The organism is Methyloversatilis sp. S146-33 (assembly GCF_059552495.1).
This window is the reverse complement of the sequence record NZ_JCANOT010000026.1, coordinates 44,213-60,902: the sequence shown is the minus strand read 5'-3', so window position 1 is coordinate 60,902 and position 16,690 is coordinate 44,213. Positions and strand designations below refer to the sequence as shown.

Genomic DNA, 16,690 nt, shown 5'->3' with positions numbered 1-16,690 from the left:
GGCCCCGCCTGTCAATCGCCGCCAGGCTCCGCGCCGATGTCCAGACGGCACGCCGAAAAAATATTTCGCTGGCGTGAATACGTGATCACAGCGCCAAACGAGCGCCAAGCCAGCCTGCCTTGCGGGTATGCGTCACCGCCTCGGCGGTGGATAAGAGGGCCTGAAGTCGCTAGAATCGATCCCCTAAAAACAGCACATAAAGCTGCTCCGACCCGGCGCCCCCGATCATGCATCGGACCACGCGCATCAAATCCTGGGTCAGGACGCATCCCGCTACGCTGTCCCGCAACCTCACGACATCGACCCGGCGACCACGCAGACCATGATGCAACAGTTTTGGGAAGTCTGCCTCAGCCGCTTCGAACAGGAACTCCCCGCACAGCAGTACCAGACCTGGATCAAGGGTCTGCGCATCGGTCAGAGCGACGACGATTCGCTGGCGCTGGTCGCGCCGAACCGGTTCGTTCTGCAGTGGGTCCGCGAGCGCTATCTGGCGCGCATCGAAGCACTGGGGCTGGAGTATTTCTCCCAGCCGCTGTCGGTCAGGCTCAGCCTGCCCGACCCGGCAACGAAGGCCGCAGCGGCCGCCGACACCCCGATGGTCGCCGCCCGCAACGGCACGCCGGCCGACAACGACGGCGAACGTCCGGCGCGTGCCGCACTGCGCGCCGCCGGTGAGCCCGACAGCACGCGCGTCGCCGCGCCGGCACTCATCGTCCGTCCGTCTGCCGGCAACAACGGCAGTGAACGCGACCGTTCACGTCTGAACCCGGGCTTCACCTTCGACAATCTGGTCACTGGCCGCGCCAACGAACTGGCCCGCGCCGCCGCGATACAGGTCGCGCAGAACCCGGGCATGTCCTACAACCCCATCTTCATCTACGGCGGTGTGGGCCTGGGCAAGACCCACCTGGTGCATGCGCTCGGCAACGAGGTGATGAAGCACAATCCGGATGCGGTCATCCGCTATGTGCACGCCGACGACTACTACGCCGACGTGGTGCGCGCCTACCAGCAGAAGAGCTTCGACGCCTTCAAGCGCTACTACCGTTCGCTCGACGTGCTGCTGATCGACGACATCCAGTTCTTCAACAACAAGACGCGCACGCAGGAAGAGTTCTTCTACGCCTTCAATGCGCTGACCGATGCGAAGAAGCAGATCGTCATCACCTGTGACACCTACCCGAAGAACATCCAGGGCGTCGAGGAACGCCTGACGACGCGCTTCGGCTGGGGCCTGACGGTGCAGATCGAGCCACCCGAGCTGGAAATGCGGGTGGCCATCCTGAAGAAGAAGGCCGAGATGGAACGGGTGAAGGTCGGCGAAGACGTCGCCTTCCTGATCGCCAAGAACATCCGCAGCAACGTGCGCGAGCTCGAAGGGGCGCTGAAGAAGGTGATCGCCTTCGCCCACTTCCACACGCTGCCCATCTCGCTCGAAGTGGCGCGCGAGGCGCTGAAGGACCTGCTCGGTGCGCACAACCGGCAGATCACGCTGGAATTCATTCAGAAGACCGTATCCGACTACTACAAGATCAAGGTGTCGGAGATGTATTCGAAGAAGCGGACGCGCGCGATCGCGCGGCCGCGGCAGGTGGCGATGTGGCTGGCCAAGGAACTGACGCCGGAGAGCTATCCAGCCATCGGCGAATCCTTCGGCGGCCGCGACCACACGACCGTGCTGCACGCCTGCCGCACGATCGCCGACCTGCGCCTGAAGGACGAAGTGCTGAACCATGACCTGCACGTGCTGACGCAGACGCTGCGCAAGTAAGAAGGGGTCGGTGCAGAAGCTGTTGAAGCTGTATGGATAAACAGGCCGGCAAACCTGTATGAACGCTGTGGATAACCAGGGCTTTTTTCACCTGGTCGACTTTCACCCACATTTGTTCATGCGTTGACCGGGCCCTTATACAGACAACGATACATACTGCAGGTCATTGAAGTTCATTGTTTTTTTGATGTTCTCCACAGAAATCGGTCGACGTTAACGGTTTACAGAGGTTTATAAAATGCTCTTAATGAAGATAGAACGCGAACAGCTGCTGCGACCGCTGCAGTCGGTCAGCGGCATCGTCGAGAAGCGTCACACCCTGCCCATCCTGTCCAACGTCCTGATCGAAACCGAGGGCGATGCGCTCACCCTGCTCGCCACCGACATCGAGATCCAGATCCGCACCCGTTCGACCGGCAGCATCAGCGGCGCCCAGCCGGCGGCCCTGACCGTCGCCGCCCGCAAGCTGCAGGACATCCTGCGTGCGCTGCCCGAAGGCCAGGAAGTCAGCCTCGACGCCGACGACCGCAAGCTCACCGTACGTGCCGGCAAGAGCCGCTTCACGCTGCAGACGCTGCCGGCGCAGGACTACCCGCGCATGCAGCTGGCCGACGGCGAAACCGTCAAGCTCAGCCTGTCGCAGAAAAAGCTGAAGCGCCTGCTGTCGCTGGTGCAGTACTCGATGGCCCAGCAGGACATCCGCTACTACCTGAACGGCCTGCTGCTGTCGGTCGGCAACGAGGAACTGCGCCTGGTCGCCACCGACGGTCACCGCCTGGCCTACGTATCGGAAGCGATGCCCGGCGTGAGCGACAAGCTCGACGTGATCCTGCCGCGCAAGACCGTGCTCGAACTGGCCCGTCAGCTGGCCGACATCGACGATCCGGTCGATATCGAACTCGGTTCCAACCAGGCCCGCCTGCGCTTCGGCGCGGTCGAGCTGATCACCAAGCTGATCGACGGCAAGTTCCCCGACTACGAACGCGTCATTCCGAAGGATCATCCGAAGGAACTGATGCTGCAGCGCTCGACCTTCCTGCCCGCACTGCAGCGCGCCGCCATCCTGACCAACGAGAAGTTCAAGGGTGTGCGCGTCGTGCTGTCGGCCGGCACGCTGAAGCTCATCTCCAGCAACGCCGAGCAGGAAGAGGCGGTGGAAGAGCTCGAAGTCGACTACGACGGCGACGGCCTCGACATCGGTTTCAACGTGAGCTACCTGCTCGACGTGCTGAACAACGTCGGCGGCGACACGCTGAGCCTCAGGCTCAACGACGGCAACAGCAGCGCGCTGATCACCCTGCCCGGCACCGACGCCTTCAAGTACGTCGTGATGCCGATGCGCGTGTAAGCCGCGTCGCCCGCACGACCGCCCGGCCTGCGCGCCGGGCTTTCTGCTTTTTTGATGGACCCCGCGCACAGCGTGCGCAGCACCGGAATACGCCATGTCTGACGAAGCACAGAGCCCGAATACACCCAACCCCGACGCTTACGGCGAAGGCAGCATCCAGATCCTCGAAGGTCTGGAAGCCGTCCGCAAGCGGCCGGGCATGTACATCGGCGACACCTCGGACGGCACCGGTCTGCACCACCTGGTGTTCGAAGTGGTCGATAACTCGATCGACGAGGCGCTGGCCGGCCACTGCGACGACATCGTCATCACCATCCACACCGACAACTCGATTTCGGTCACCGACAACGGTCGCGGCATCCCGACCGGCATCAAGTTCGACGACAAGCACGAGCCCAAGCGTTCGGCCGCCGAAATCGCGCTGACCGAGCTGCACGCCGGTGGCAAGTTCAACCAGAACTCGTACAAGGTGTCGGGCGGTCTGCACGGCGTCGGCGTGAGCTGCGTGAACGCGCTGTCGAAGTGGCTGCGCCTCACCGTGCGCCGCGACGGTCAGAAGCACTTCATCGAATTCGAGCGCGGCGTGCCGCTCGATCGCCAGATCGAAGTGCAGAACGGCGTCGAAGTGTCGCCGCTGAAAGTGATCGGCCCGAGCGAAAAGCGCGGCACCGAAGTGCACTTCCTCGCCGACGAAACGATTTTCGAGAACATCGAGTTCCACTACGACATCCTGGCCAAGCGCCTGCGCGAGCTCTCCTTCCTGAACAACGGCGTCAAGATCAAGCTGATCGACCAGCGCAATGCCAAGGAAGAGGATTTCGCCTTTGCCGGCGGCGTGAAGGGCTTCGTCGATTACATCAACCGCAACAAGACGGTGCTGCACCCGAACGTGTTCTACAGCGCCGGCTCGTCGGTGCTGAACGGCGTGCAGATCGACGTCGAAGTGGCGATGCAGTGGAACGACAGCTACGCCGAACAGGTGCTGTGCTTCACCAACAACATTCCGCAGTCCGACGGTGGTACCCACCTGACCGGCCTGCGTGCGGCGATGACCCGCATCATCAACAAGTACATCGAAGAAAACGAGATCGCCAAGAAGGCCAAGGTCGACATCACCGGCGACGACATGCGCGAAGGTCTGGCCTGCGTGCTGTCGGTGAAGATGCCCGACCCGAAGTTCGCGTCGCAGACCAAGATGAAACTGGTGTCGTCGGAAGCCCGTCCGGCGGTCGAGGAAGTGGTGGCGCAGAAGCTCGCCGACTTCCTGCTCGAGCGCCCGAACGACGCCAAGACCATCTGCGGCAAGATCGTCGAAGCCGCGCGTGCGCGCGACGCCGCCCGCAAGGCGCGCGACATGACCCGGCGCAAGGGCGTGCTTGACTCCTTCGGCCTGTCGGGCAAGCTCGCCGACTGCCAGGAGAAGGACCCGGCCAAGGCCGAGCTCTATCTGGTCGAGGGTGACTCCGCCGGCGGCTCCGCCAAGCAGGGCCGCGACCGGAAGTTCCAGGCCATCCTGCCGCTCAAGGGCAAGATCCTGAACGTCGAGAAGGCGCGTTTCGACAAGCTCATTTCCAGCCAGGAAATCGTCACGCTGATCCAGACCTTGGGCACCGGCATCGGCAAGGACGAGTACAAGCCGGAAAAGCTGCGCTATCACCGCATCATCATCATGACCGACGCCGACGTCGACGGCGCCCACATCCGCACCCTGCTGCTCACCTTCTTCTACCGCCAGATGCCCGAGCTGGTCGAAGGCGGCCACATCTACATCGCCCAGCCGCCGCTGTACAAGATCAAGCACGGCCGCACCGAGCTGTACGTGAAGGACGACCACGAGCTGAACCAGTACCTGCTCAAGCTCGCCTTCGACGACGCCAGCCTGCTGCCGCGCGCCGGCGCCGAGCCGCTGTCCGGCAGCGCTTTCGAAGAGATGGCGCGCGAATACCTCACCGCCGAAGCCATCGTCGAACGCCTGGCCGAATACGCTGACGGCGAGCTGCTGCGCACTCTGCTCGAACACAACATCGCGCTCGACCTGGCCGACGAAGCCGCCGCCCGCGCCAGCGCCGCCCGCCTCACGCATTCCCTGCCGGCCAACGTCACGCTGGCTGCCGAATACAACGACAAGACCGAAAGCTGGCAACTGCGCGTCGAGCGCATGCACCACGGCAACCGCAAGGTCGGCCACGTCGACGTCGAATTCCTGCTGTCCGGCGACTACCAGCGCATCCGCCACGCCGCCGAACTGGTGGCCGGCCTGATCGGCGAAGGCGCCACCGTCAAGCGCGGCGAGAAGTCACAGGAAGTGAAGTCCTTCTCCGAAGCCGCCCGCTGGCTGCTGAACGAAGTCGAACGCAACCTCGGCAAGCAGCGCTACAAAGGCCTAGGCGAAATGAACCCCGAGCAGCTGTGGGAAACCACGATGGACCCCACCGTGCGCCGCCTGCTCAAAGTGCAGATCGACGACGCCATCGCCGCCGACGAAATCTTCACCACGCTGATGGGCGACAACGTCGAACCGCGCAGGGCATTCATCGAGAGCAATGCGTTGAATGCGCGGAATATTGATGTTTGACGCTAGCTGTGTAGGTTCTAGGTTGAGTCAATGTTTTTCCACTCTTTCTGGATTTTCTCAGATAAAGAAGGCCGGTCTAAGACCGGCTTTTTTATGCCTCTTTTTGGAGTGTTCTGAGGTTGGCTAAATTAAAATTTGTTGCTTCCAGTTTAAGCGATGTCAATTTAAATTTGACAAAGATTGTGTTTGAATATAAATACAAAATCGTTCATGGGGTACCGCTTGCTATGGGGTACTCGACGCATTGAATTGTAGTTATCTGCTATTACCAAACCTAATCTGGATATAACAGTGACAACAAACACAACGGAAAGCGTCCCGATCCGAGTTCGCAGTCATATTCTTAGACTCCTGGGTGACCAACTCGTAGGGCACGACAGGCTAGCCATCTTCGAGTTGGTAAAGAACGCTTATGACGCAGATGCCGAAAACGTGAGCGTCATTGTTGATCTTCGCGCAAATAAGATCATCGTTCGGGATGATGGGTGTGGGATGACTGCAGATGTTGTCAAGAATCGCTGGCTCGACATCGGAACAGATTCCAAGCGTGGCCCTAACCGAGCGCGAAGCGAGAAGTTCCTTCGCTTGCCTTTGGGGGAAAAAGGAGTCGGGCGTCTGGCTGTCCAGAAATTGGGAAGCAGGCTTCGGATGGTTACACGCGCCGAAGGTGCTCCTGAAATTCTCGTGGAGTTGGGATGGAACGACCTGATTGGTTCGTCTGATTATGTCGACGGTGGATTGCAGGTCCAGATCACGAAGCGAACCGAGGCAATTGATTTTCCGGGAAATCAGCATGGAACAGCTATAGAGATTTCCGGACTAACCCGAAAGGAATGGGCGAGAAAGGATCTTCGTGACCTGAAGAGATTGGTCGTCTCATTGGAAAGTCCGTTCCAAACGAACGACTCTTTTCGTGTTTCACTTACAATACCCGGCCGCGAGAAGGATATTGATGATGTTCCGGACCTGAAGGGACTTCTTCGGCGCTCAGTCTGGATCTACGAATTTGAGCTGTCGGAGGAGGGGTTCACTTGGCAATATGATTTTTGCCCTCCGAAGCTCAAGGGTTTGCGATCAAGGAAGGACGCTTCCTACGCACCTAGCCTGATCGAATGGTCAGATGAGGCATACCGCGAGGCCAAAGCAAAGGCGGAAAATACTGAAGAGGCTCCAATCTTTATTGACCCGAAAACTGCATTGATAGGTATCGGGACGATCAAAGGTCGCCTGCATGTTTTCTATCGTCGAGACGAAATATTGCGCTTGATGGGTGGTGATATTCGTCAGACCAAGCAATGGCTAAAAGACCAAGCGGGAATTCGTGTTTTTCGAGATGGGATCCGCGTCTATAACTACGGGGAGCCCGATGATGACTGGCTTGGTTTGAACGCCCGGCGCATCAATCGGCCAACTGAAAAGTTAGGCACTCATCAACTTGTTGCTGCCATCGAATTGGATCTTTCGGACAGCGTTGGGCTTCAAGAAAAGACAAACCGGGAGGGCTTCAACGAAGACGAGACGTTCTCCCGATTCAGGCTGCTTGCATTGAGCATCATTCAGCATTTCGAAAAAATGCACGAACCTGATCGTAAGGCTATCGATATCGCTTTGAAGGACGACGGAACTCAGGTGGGTTCAACGATCAAGCTACAAGAAGCAATCGATGGCCTTAAGGAAGTGTGCGAGAAGGACAAAGAACTGTCGAAGACCCTCACTCCCTATGTTAAGGCTATTGAAAAGGAGGTCGAGCAGGTTCGCTCCGTTATGCTTAGTGCGGGGATGGCGGGGATGGGCTTGGCCTTAGTCTTCCATGAGATTGACCGCTCTATCCGTACCCTGACTTCATTGGCAGAAAAGGGCGCATCTCCGGAGCGCTTGCGTACAGGTCTAGGCGATCTGCGCAAAATGCTGGATTCAATATCTGTACTTTTGCGTCAAGGCAAGGCCCGTAAGCTGTCGGTGCGGGAACTTGTCAAGCAGACTATCGAGTTGAATGAAGTCCGGTTCCAGTTCCACAAAATCATAGTGTCTGCTCCGATCATCACGGGAGAGAGCCCTGACTTCTTTATCACGGCACCACAGCACCTCGTACTAAGCGCGCTGAACAACATCATCGACAACGCAATCTACTGGACGGGGTACAGGCATCAACGTGATAAGGACCCGGAGCATAAGCCGGCTTTACTGATCAAGAGCGTTTGGTCAGAAGAGGATGGCGGCACAATCGTTGTAGCGGATAACGGAACGGGATTTACAGTAAATACTTCGGATGCGGTTCAACCTTTTGTTACCAAACGTGTAGGTGGAATGGGGCTGGGTTTGTACTACTGCCAGTTGGTTATGGAGAACATCGGGGGCGTGCTGCAATTGATTTCAACAGAGGAAGCAAAAGACTTTGTCGATATTCCAAAGGCATTCGATGGCGCTGCGGTCGCGATGCACTTCAAAGGTGAGGAGTGATCATCGTGATTGACCATTCGTGCCCGGTGATTGTTTTGGACGATGAAAGACCGGAACTCTGGCAAATTGTGCATGGCTTAAGCGTGTGCGGGCTGCCCATCATGTCGCACTTGATCATCGACGGGAAGCTTGAACGAAAACCCGTAACACCTTATGAGGGGGTCAGGGTACTGTTCACCGACTTGCATGTTCTTGGTCCGACACAAAAAAATCCTGAGCAATATGTGGCGGCACTGGTAAGTTTTATTCAACAGCTGGTTGGCCCATCCATATACTTGATAGTGTTCTGGTCAGGATTTCCTGAGGATTCTGAAGAAGCTTGGAGGCTTCTGGTTTCCAGACTTAGAACAGCAAAAGCGGATAACCTAATTCCGTTCGACTATCGGGTATTGGATAAGACTGACGTAAAGCAGATCTCCGATGAAGATCCAAATATTGCGGCTAAGGCGACAGAAAACGTCGAGAAGAGCTTAACTGAGATATTCGATGAGTTCCCGCAACTTAAGTCGATTATGCAATGGGAATCATGTGCTTCGAGAGCTGCGTCGGCCACAAGTAACGAATTGATTGGTAAGTTGAATAAGGGCGGTATTCCGTTCACTGATGGCGGTGCTGTCAAGTCGACCCTGAAAAGAATGTCGCAAGAGGCCCTTGGCTTACCCCATGCACCTAATGCTCCGACCATGGGTGTGTATCAAGCATTGATGCCAATTGCTCAAGACTTGTTGGACAAGGAAGCTGAAGATGGCGCGCTTGACTGGTTTCTTGATTTGACGGACAGCGAAACAACCCAGCTACCACAGCAGACAGACGGAAAGCCGAAGCTGACAAGTCTCCTTAATGATTTTTTCATTCACACTGAGAAATCCGACCTGAAGCCTTCCGAGCGTGGCGCAGTAATTCGGTTATCAGAAGACTTTTTGAAAAATGAGGAAAGGGGATTGATTCATGAGATTGGGCTTGCCCAAAAAAAAGGCGACTGGCAAGAAGCAATCTGTGTTGAATTTGCACCTGGATTTTCCAAATCGACTCCGGATGATCAAATAAGAAACAAAGCTAAGTTGAGCTCACAGAATGTCTATGCCGTCGAATTGAGTGCTGACTGTGACTACGCACAAGACAAAAAAAGATCACACCGATTTCTGCTCGCTTTGTTTGTTCCGACTAGCGATCCTAAGCCCTTCTTTTCGAAAAACAGAGCAGGAAATGATGCAATTTACGTGACCCCGGAAATCACATTAGGAGATGTGCAAGGTAGGCTTTTGATTTCCTGTCGAATATTTCTGACCAGACCTTATGGAGGAACGGTTGAAGGATGTGTCGTCACGAGAATGCGGAAAGAGGTGTTGTCTGAAATTGCACATCACTACGCAACATACATGCGGCGCCCGGGAAAAATTGCATTTTTTTGATTGAAGCATGATGGGCCTTCAAACTTCAGATGCTCGTCGTAAGATGATGTCCCGCATCAAGGTGCGTGATACTGGCCCGGAGTTAAGCTTGCGTCGCAAGGTGTGGGCGCTCGGCCTACGCTACAGGTTGCAATACCGAATTGGTCGTACGCGTCCCGACATGGTTTTTGTCGGTGCGAAGCTTGCCGTGTTTGTGGATGGTTGTTTCTGGCATGGCTGTCCTCAGCATTCAAATATGCCAAAGAACAATCGAGACTTCTGGGAGCAGAAACTCAAGCGCAACCGCGAGCGGGACGACGAGAACACACAGAGACTTGCGGACGAAGGTTGGCAAGTACTGCGTCTCTGGGAGCATGAGATCGAGGCATCGCCCGCGGACTGCGCACAGCGCATCGCGGCGATGCTTGGCAAGGCGGAGGAATTGAGGGCATGACCTTCTTCAGCGGTGAGCTGTTGGAGCAGGTCGATCTGATCGTCGATGCAGTCTATGCCGGCTACAAGACAGAACGTGGCGGCATGGCCGACCCCTTGGTTCCCTTGGTGGGCGTGAGTCGGCAAGGTGGTTTTCGATACCGCGGTACCAAGGAGCGCCCAACGCTGCTTGTGCTGACCTCCAATTTGGCCGAACCGGAATGGCCGGACCAGTTGGATGAGACGACCGGAACATTCACCTATTACGGGGATAACCGTCACCCGGGTCGGCTTCTTCACGACACGCCACGATTCGGTAACCAGTTGCTGCGTAAGATTTTTGACTGGACGCATCTCGAGCAACGCCATCTGGTCCCACCTATCTTGGTGTTCACCACCGAGGCCACCGGCCGGACCTTCCGGTTCCGTGGGCTTGCCGTGCCGGGCAGTCCTGCCTTGGGGGCGACCGAGGATCTTGTTGCGCTATGGAAGACGACCGAGGGGCAGCGCTTCCAGAACTACAAAGCGGTGTTCACAATCCTCGATGAGGCTGTGATTCCTCGAACCTGGGTCCATGCCGTTGGGCGTAGCGAGGCGTCGGGGCAGGTACCTGATGCATGGAGGGTGTGGGTTGGGACCGGCGGCATCCGATCGCTCATGGCACCTCGATCCCTGTTGGTACGCAGCAAAGCGGAGCAACTGCCGGCTACACCCGAGGATCAGGCCCTGATCGAAGTGATCCGGCAACGCTACAAAGACAATCCCTATGGGTGCGAATGTTGTGCGGGTGCGCTTACCCGTCTGCTTCTGCCTGATGTCGCGCGCCTCGATCTGACCCGCCCATGGCGCGATGGCGGGCGAGATGGCATCGGCCGACTCCGTATCGGGCGCAACCCCGCTGCAATTGAAGTCGATTTTGCGCTGGAGGCGAAGTGTTACGGGGCAAACAACGCAGTAGGCGTGAGGGAGGTGTCACGCCTGATCAGTCGCATCAAGCATCGCGAATTCGGCGTGCTGGTGACGACGTCATATGTGGATAGGCAGGCGTATCAGGAAGTGACCGATGATGGTCACCCAGTGATTCTGGCCGCGGCGCAAGACATCGTCGGCCTGTTGCGCGCCGCGGGGCTCCGGACACCGACACAGATCGATGCGTGGCTGAACGGGATCACTACAAGCAGCTGATCAGGCGACGTCCTGCTGCTTGGCCTGATTCAAAGAAATCCACTGGAATATCGCGGTCATGACGTCCGAACATACGCCATTACCACAGAGTTTCACCTTGTCCCGCCGGTTTCCGTGAGGCAGGACATGCTCGGTCGAGCCTCCCATGGCAAGCAGCAACTCATCTGGCTGGAGCATACGCAAGTATGGAGTATCTCCCTTCCATGTCACCAACCCGAAACGGTCGACCGTGGTCACCGTACGAAGCGGAGCGTCCAGCCCCTGCCAGCCCCCAGCATAGTCTGAGCCGTAGTAGACGATCAGGAAGGGCACTCCCGTCCCAAGTTCGGCAATGGCGCGCTCAGCTCTTTCCAATGTTGCCTTGGCACGCCCTGGCTTCCGTAGCAGAGAAGCCGGGTAACCTGCTTTCCAGTTGATGATGTCGCGAGCGGTTTTCTTCGGTGTGCTCACCAGACCGAGCAGGTCTTCGCGGTTGACCGTTGTGCCGTGTTTGTCACACACAAGGAACATGCGCTTTCGGGCCTGAGCTGAACCAAAGTCTGCGGAGTTCAACAGCAGATCACTGACCGTATAGCCAAGCTCTTCGATGGTCTGTACCAGTTCGTCGTGACGATCCCATTTTTTCATCCGGTTCACGTTCTCGACGATGACCCAACGTGGATCCATTGCCTTGATCCAAGGGACGATTCCGATCGCTGTCTCCCGGCTTTTCTCTAAGCCCGGTTTGGCACCGCGGGCAATCGAGTGCGAAGTGCACTCCGGCGAGGTCAGTAGCACATCCGGTCTGTACTGGGAGCCGAGTTTCTTGGGGGAGACATCCTCGATCTTCTCATTGAGGATATCGGCCTGTGGGAAGTTGGCCTTGTAGGTCTTCGTGGCAAGATTCCACGCATCAAGTCCGAGCAGCGGAATGCCACCGCCTCGCACTGCACCGCGAGCTCCGAAGCCCGCGCCGCAGAAGAGATCAACAAAAGTTGGCATTCAAAAGCTCCGATCTGGCTAAGCCCGAAATGGGGCAGGAGCGTACCAAGTAAAGGGGCTCGTATAAACAGGTTCTGGATCAGCCGAGTAACGTAATTGGACTGCCGCGTCTTCGGGTGAATCGCCCCGGCTCTCACGGACGCTCGTTGGGTTAAGTTTGGCTGTGACGGCAGAAGCCCTGAGAGGTGAATGGCCGCTGTGCATATGTATAGAAAACGCCGATTTCTATACATATCACTCGCCATATGTCTAAAAGTTAGCTACTTTTAGACACGTCTTCATGCAAAGGTCGCTGAATGCCGTTTGATCGCGCGCAGCCCTACAACGACCTGCCCCTGCTTCCGCCGCCGGTCGAACTCGAAACCAAGGCCGTACTGAAGCAGGCGATCAGCGCAAATCGTGTGCTGGCTAACCTGCGCGGGCTGGCTGCACAGATCCCGAACCAGGGCATGCTGATCAGCAGCATCGCGCTGCAGGAAGCCCGTCTGTCGTCCGAGATCGAGAACATCGTTACCACCAACGATGAGCTGTATCGGGCCGATGCCGATCCCGAAGGCAAGAGCGATCCGCACACGAAAGAAGTGCTGCGCTACCGCGAAGCGCTCTATCACGGCTTTCAGGCACTGAAGGCACGGCCGTTGACGACCAATCTGTTCATCGAAATCGTCCGCCTGATCAAGCAAACGGAACTGGACATCCGGGCGATTCCGGGTACGGCGCTGAAGAACGACGCTGGCCAGGTGGTCTATACGCCGCCGGTCGGCGAGGCCGTCATCCGCGACAAGCTGGGCAATCTCGAACAGTTCATCCATGCCGAAGACGGCATCGATCCGCTGGTGAAGATGGCGGTGATGCATTACCAGTTCGAGGCCATCCATCCGTTTCCGGATGGCAATGGCCGTACCGGGCGCATCATCAATCTGCTCTATCTGGTCGAGAAGGGGCTGCTCGACATCCCGGTCCTGTTCCTGTCGCGCTACATCATCGCCAACCGCGCTGCCTACTACGAAGGTTTGCGCCGCGTTACCGAGTCGCAGGATTGGGAAAACTGGATTCTGTTCATGCTGCGCGCCATCGAATCGACGGCGCAGCAGACCCACGACCAGGTGCAGCGGATCCGTGCCCTGATGGAAAGCGTGCGGGCACGGGTGCAGACCGAAGCGCCGGCGATCTACAGCAAGGATCTGATCGAGGTCATCTTCCGGCACCCGTACACCAAGATCCAGTTCGTCGTCGACGCGGGTATCGCCAAGCGGCAGACCGCTTCGACCTACCTGCAGACGCTTGCCGGGCTGGGCATCCTGCGCGAACAGAAACACGGCCGCGAGAAGTACTACATCAACGAAGCCCTGTTCAACGAACTGGCCAGTTGAGCGAGGGACGCGTCGAAGTGATCGACACGTCCGGAAAACGTGTCGATTTTCAGCGTATTTTTAAACACGAATTTTGCATGTGTCGATTTGCTCGACAGGTTTCAGTGCATCCTGAGCGACGAGCAATGCATGCCTGAGCTTGGCTGTGCCGACGCAACAGCTTCAATCGCGTCGAAGGTGCGCCGCTGAACCCACGCCTTGACTGCAGCAGAACCTGCACTCCAACCAACATCATGAGCGAACTGATTCTCTACACGACCGAAGACGGACGCAGCCAGATCAGGTTGCGGGCCAAGGATCAGACTGTCTGGCTCACGCAGCGGGAAATGGCCGAGCTGTTCGACGTGACGACCGACAACGTCGGCCTGCATCTGAAGAACATCTATGAAGATGGGGAGTTGAGTCGCGAGGCAACTACCGAGGAATCCTCGGTAGTTCAGATCGAAGGTTTACGCGAGGTGAAGCGTCCGGTCGCGCTCTACAACCTCGACGCCATCCTCGCCGTCGGCTACCGGGTGCGCTCACCGCGCGGTGTGCAGTTCCGCCGCTGGGCGTCCACGGTGTTGAAGGAATACCTGCTCAAGGGCTTCGTGCTGGATGACGAGCGCCTGAAGAATCCGGATGGCCGGCCGGACCACTTCGATGAAATGCTGGCGCGCATCCGGGACATCCGTGCCTCGGAAAAGCGCTTCTACCAGAAGGTGCGCGACCTGTTTGCCCTGAGCAGCGACTACGACAAGACCGACCAGGCGGCGCAGACCTTCTTCGCTACTGTGCAGAACCTGTTGCTGTATGCCGTGACGCAACAGACCGCAGCCGAGCTGATCACCGCGCGCGCCAACCCGGACGATCCGCACTTCGGCCTGCTGAACTGGCAGGGCGCCCGGGTGCGCAAGCAGGACATCCTGGTCGCCAAGAACTACCTGACCGAAGACGAGATCGACACGCTGAACCGTCTGGTGGTGATCTTTCTGGAAACGGCCGAACTGCGCACCAAGCGCCGCGAGGAGATCCGCATGAGCTTCTGGCGCCAGAACGTGGATCAGATCATCGCGAGCAACGGCTTTCCGGTGCTCGCGCATGCGGGCAAGGTGAGCCACGCACAGATTGAGCGCAGCACGAGCGCGCTGTACGACGACTACGAACAGCGCCGCAGACAGGAGGAAGCACGTCAGGCCGACGCGCAGGACGATGCCGAGTTGCAGGCGCTGGAGAACGCCCTGAAGAATCGCGCGAAGCCATGACTGAAACCGGGCGACCGGCCGCAGACTGATCCAGCGGGGTAATGGAATCCTGTGCGAAGCGGCGGAGCACGCGGTTTCCGATCATCTTCGTGGCGTCACGAAATTGATCGAGCCGGGCACGGTGCCTGTGCTGAGCGGAACAGAACAGCGCTGCCGCAACATCGTGCCGATGTACGCGCAGTAGGCGCGGTTCAACCCACCGCGCCCCCCACCCTCACGCATGCACGATCCCGAAGATCATGTAGTAGATCATCGCCGCCATCAGCGCCGAAGCGGGCACGGTGACAATCCAGGCAGCGGCGATCTTGAACAGGGCTGAGCGCTTCACCAGTTCGTGCCGGTGCGTGCGCTTGATCGCCTTGCGTTCGTGCTTGGACAGCTGCGCCTGCGCGGTGTGCGCCTTCAGCGCGTCGAGCATGGCGCGCTTGCCCTTCTTGTCGGCTTTCTCGAAGTCGTTCAGGAAGGCTTCGACGACTTCCTTGTCGGCGCCCTGGTGGTGGCTCTTGATCTCGGCAAGGGTCTGCGCGTAGCTGGTCTTGATGTACTCGCGCAGGAAGCCGACGCCGAACACGCCGCCCAGCGCGATGTGGGTCGAACTGACCGGCAGGCCCAGTTGCGAGGCGATGATGACGGTCAGCGCGGCCGCCATCGCGATGCTGAATGCGCGCATCGGGTCGAGTTCGGTGATTTCGTGGCCGACGGTGCGGATCAGCTTGGGGCCATAGAGCGCCAGACCGACGGCGATGCCGATGGCGCCGATCATCATCACCCACAGCGGTACGTCGGCCTTGGCGGACACGGCGCCGTGCAGCACCGTGTCGGTGATCGCGGCGAGCGGGCCGATCGCGTTCGCGACGTCGTTGGCGCCGTGGGCGAAGCTCAGCAGCGCGGCGGCGAATACCAGCGGCAGGCCGAACAGCGAATTGATGCTGGCCTTGCTGTTGTTCAGCCGGAAGGCGTTGCGCCGCAGATGGGCGCGCACCAGTAGCCAGGTGAGCACGCCGAGGCCGGCGCCGATCGCACAGGCGGTGCCGAAGTCGACGTTCCATACCTTGTTCAGCCCCTTCAGGATGAGATAGGTGGCGAACGACGCGGCCATGATGCCCATCAGCACCGGCACCGTGCGCTGCGCGGCGGCGACCATGTCGGCGCGGTAGGTAATGGCGCGCTTGATCCAGTACAGGAAGCCGGCCGCCACCAGGCCGCCCAGCACCGGCGACACCACCCAGCTGGCGACGATGCCACCCACCATGTCCCACTTGCCGGCGGCCATGCCGCCCGCGGCAACACCGGCGCCGAGCACCGCGCCGACGATGGAGTGCGTGGTCGACACCGGCGCACCGACCGCGGTGGCGATGTTGAGCCACAGCGCGCCGGCGAGCAGCGCGGCCGTCATCACCCAGACGAAGCGGTCGCTGTCGGCGATCGCGGACGGGTCGATGATGCCGCCGCGTATGGTCGAGGTGACGTCGCCGCCGGCGATCAGTGCGCCGGCCACTTCGAAGATGGCGGCGATGACGATGGCGCCGGTCATGCTCAGCGCGCGCGAGCCGACCGCCGGGCCGACGTTGTTGGCCACGTCGTTGGCGCCGATGTTCATCGCCATGTAGCCGCCTATCATGGCCGCCACCACCAGCATGATGCCGCCAGGGCCCTGCAGGCCCACGCCGAGCGCGGCGTAGATCATGGTGCCGACGACGAACAGCAGGCCGATGCCCAGACGGAGGATTTCACGGCGGCCGCGCAGCGCAGCCTTCTCAATATCGGAATAGTTTTCGAGTTCCATGCGCTTTTGGGGCGGTCTGACCGCCAGATCCGGAGGCGCTCGCGGCGATTGCCGGCGAGGGCGGATTCCGGGGAGCGCGAAGTTTATTACACGTCACATTCGCGCCCCGGCCTGTTTGCGCAAACTTCGGTCAGGCCGCGT

General features: G+C 58.8%; 11 protein-coding genes. 9 read left to right on the top strand and 2 right to left on the bottom strand.

Annotation, left to right across the window (positions count from 1 at the left end; all coding sequences use genetic code 11):
* Nucleotides 1-325 precede the first annotated feature (325 nt).
* The 7 genes from dnaA (at nt 326) to AC51BJ_RS09690 (ending at nt 11,165) form a co-directional block, all read left to right on the top strand.
* Nucleotides 326-1,774 (top strand): chromosomal replication initiator protein DnaA, encoded by a 1,449-nt coding sequence (gene dnaA, locus AC51BJ_RS09720; protein ID WP_304014188.1) that lies wholly within the window; start codon nt 326-328, stop codon nt 1,772-1,774.
* A 247-nt stretch (nt 1,775-2,021) separates the two neighbouring features.
* Nucleotides 2,022-3,122, top strand: a complete 1,101-nt coding sequence (gene dnaN, locus AC51BJ_RS09715; protein WP_430432309.1) for a DNA polymerase III subunit beta — start codon at nt 2,022-2,024, stop codon at nt 3,120-3,122.
* A 94-nt stretch (nt 3,123-3,216) separates the two neighbouring features.
* The gene (gene gyrB, locus AC51BJ_RS09710) at nt 3,217-5,697 is read left to right on the top strand and encodes a DNA topoisomerase (ATP-hydrolyzing) subunit B (protein WP_496280097.1); all 2,481 of its coding nucleotides are present in this window, start codon (nt 3,217-3,219) and stop codon (nt 5,695-5,697) included.
* 291 nt (nt 5,698-5,988) lie between these two features.
* Nucleotides 5,989-8,157 carry a sensor histidine kinase gene (locus AC51BJ_RS09705; protein WP_496280096.1) on the top strand — a complete coding sequence of 723 codons (2,169 nt, stop codon included), beginning with the start codon at nt 5,989-5,991 and terminating at the stop codon, nt 8,155-8,157.
* Between the two features lie 5 nt (nt 8,158-8,162).
* Nucleotides 8,163-9,569, top strand: coding sequence for a hypothetical protein (locus AC51BJ_RS09700; protein ID WP_496280095.1), 1,407 nt, complete (start codon nt 8,163-8,165; stop codon nt 9,567-9,569).
* Nucleotides 9,570-9,576: 7 nt separating this feature from the next.
* Nucleotides 9,577-10,002, top strand: a complete 426-nt coding sequence (locus tag AC51BJ_RS09695) for a very short patch repair endonuclease (RefSeq protein WP_496280094.1) — start codon at nt 9,577-9,579, stop codon at nt 10,000-10,002.
* Nucleotides 9,999-11,165 carry a restriction endonuclease gene (locus AC51BJ_RS09690; RefSeq protein WP_496280093.1) on the top strand — a complete coding sequence of 389 codons (1,167 nt, stop codon included), beginning with the start codon at nt 9,999-10,001 and terminating at the stop codon, nt 11,163-11,165. The genes AC51BJ_RS09695 and AC51BJ_RS09690 overlap by 4 nt, the downstream gene beginning before the upstream one ends.
* Here AC51BJ_RS09690 and AC51BJ_RS09685 read toward each other — a convergent pair whose 3' ends face one another.
* A complete protein-coding gene (locus tag AC51BJ_RS09685; protein ID WP_496280092.1) occupies nt 11,166-12,146 on the bottom strand; it encodes a DNA cytosine methyltransferase in 981 nt (326 codons plus the stop codon).
* Nucleotides 12,147-12,442: 296 nt separating this feature from the next.
* On the opposite strand from AC51BJ_RS09685, the gene AC51BJ_RS09680 reads away from it, so the two are divergent.
* Together AC51BJ_RS09680 and AC51BJ_RS09675 are read left to right on the top strand one after the other, a co-directional pair.
* Nucleotides 12,443-13,519 (top strand): Fic family protein, encoded by a 1,077-nt coding sequence (locus AC51BJ_RS09680; protein WP_496280091.1) that lies wholly within the window; start codon nt 12,443-12,445, stop codon nt 13,517-13,519.
* 233 nt (nt 13,520-13,752) lie between these two features.
* Nucleotides 13,753-14,763 carry a virulence RhuM family protein gene (locus AC51BJ_RS09675; protein WP_496280090.1) on the top strand — a complete coding sequence of 337 codons (1,011 nt, stop codon included), beginning with the start codon at nt 13,753-13,755 and terminating at the stop codon, nt 14,761-14,763.
* Nucleotides 14,764-14,977: 214 nt separating this feature from the next.
* Here AC51BJ_RS09675 and AC51BJ_RS09670 read toward each other — a convergent pair whose 3' ends face one another.
* Nucleotides 14,978-16,549: an inorganic phosphate transporter gene (locus AC51BJ_RS09670; RefSeq protein ID WP_496280089.1), complete on the bottom strand. Its 1,572-nt coding sequence runs from the start codon at nt 16,547-16,549 to the stop codon at nt 14,978-14,980.
* Nucleotides 16,550-16,690 lie beyond the last annotated feature (141 nt).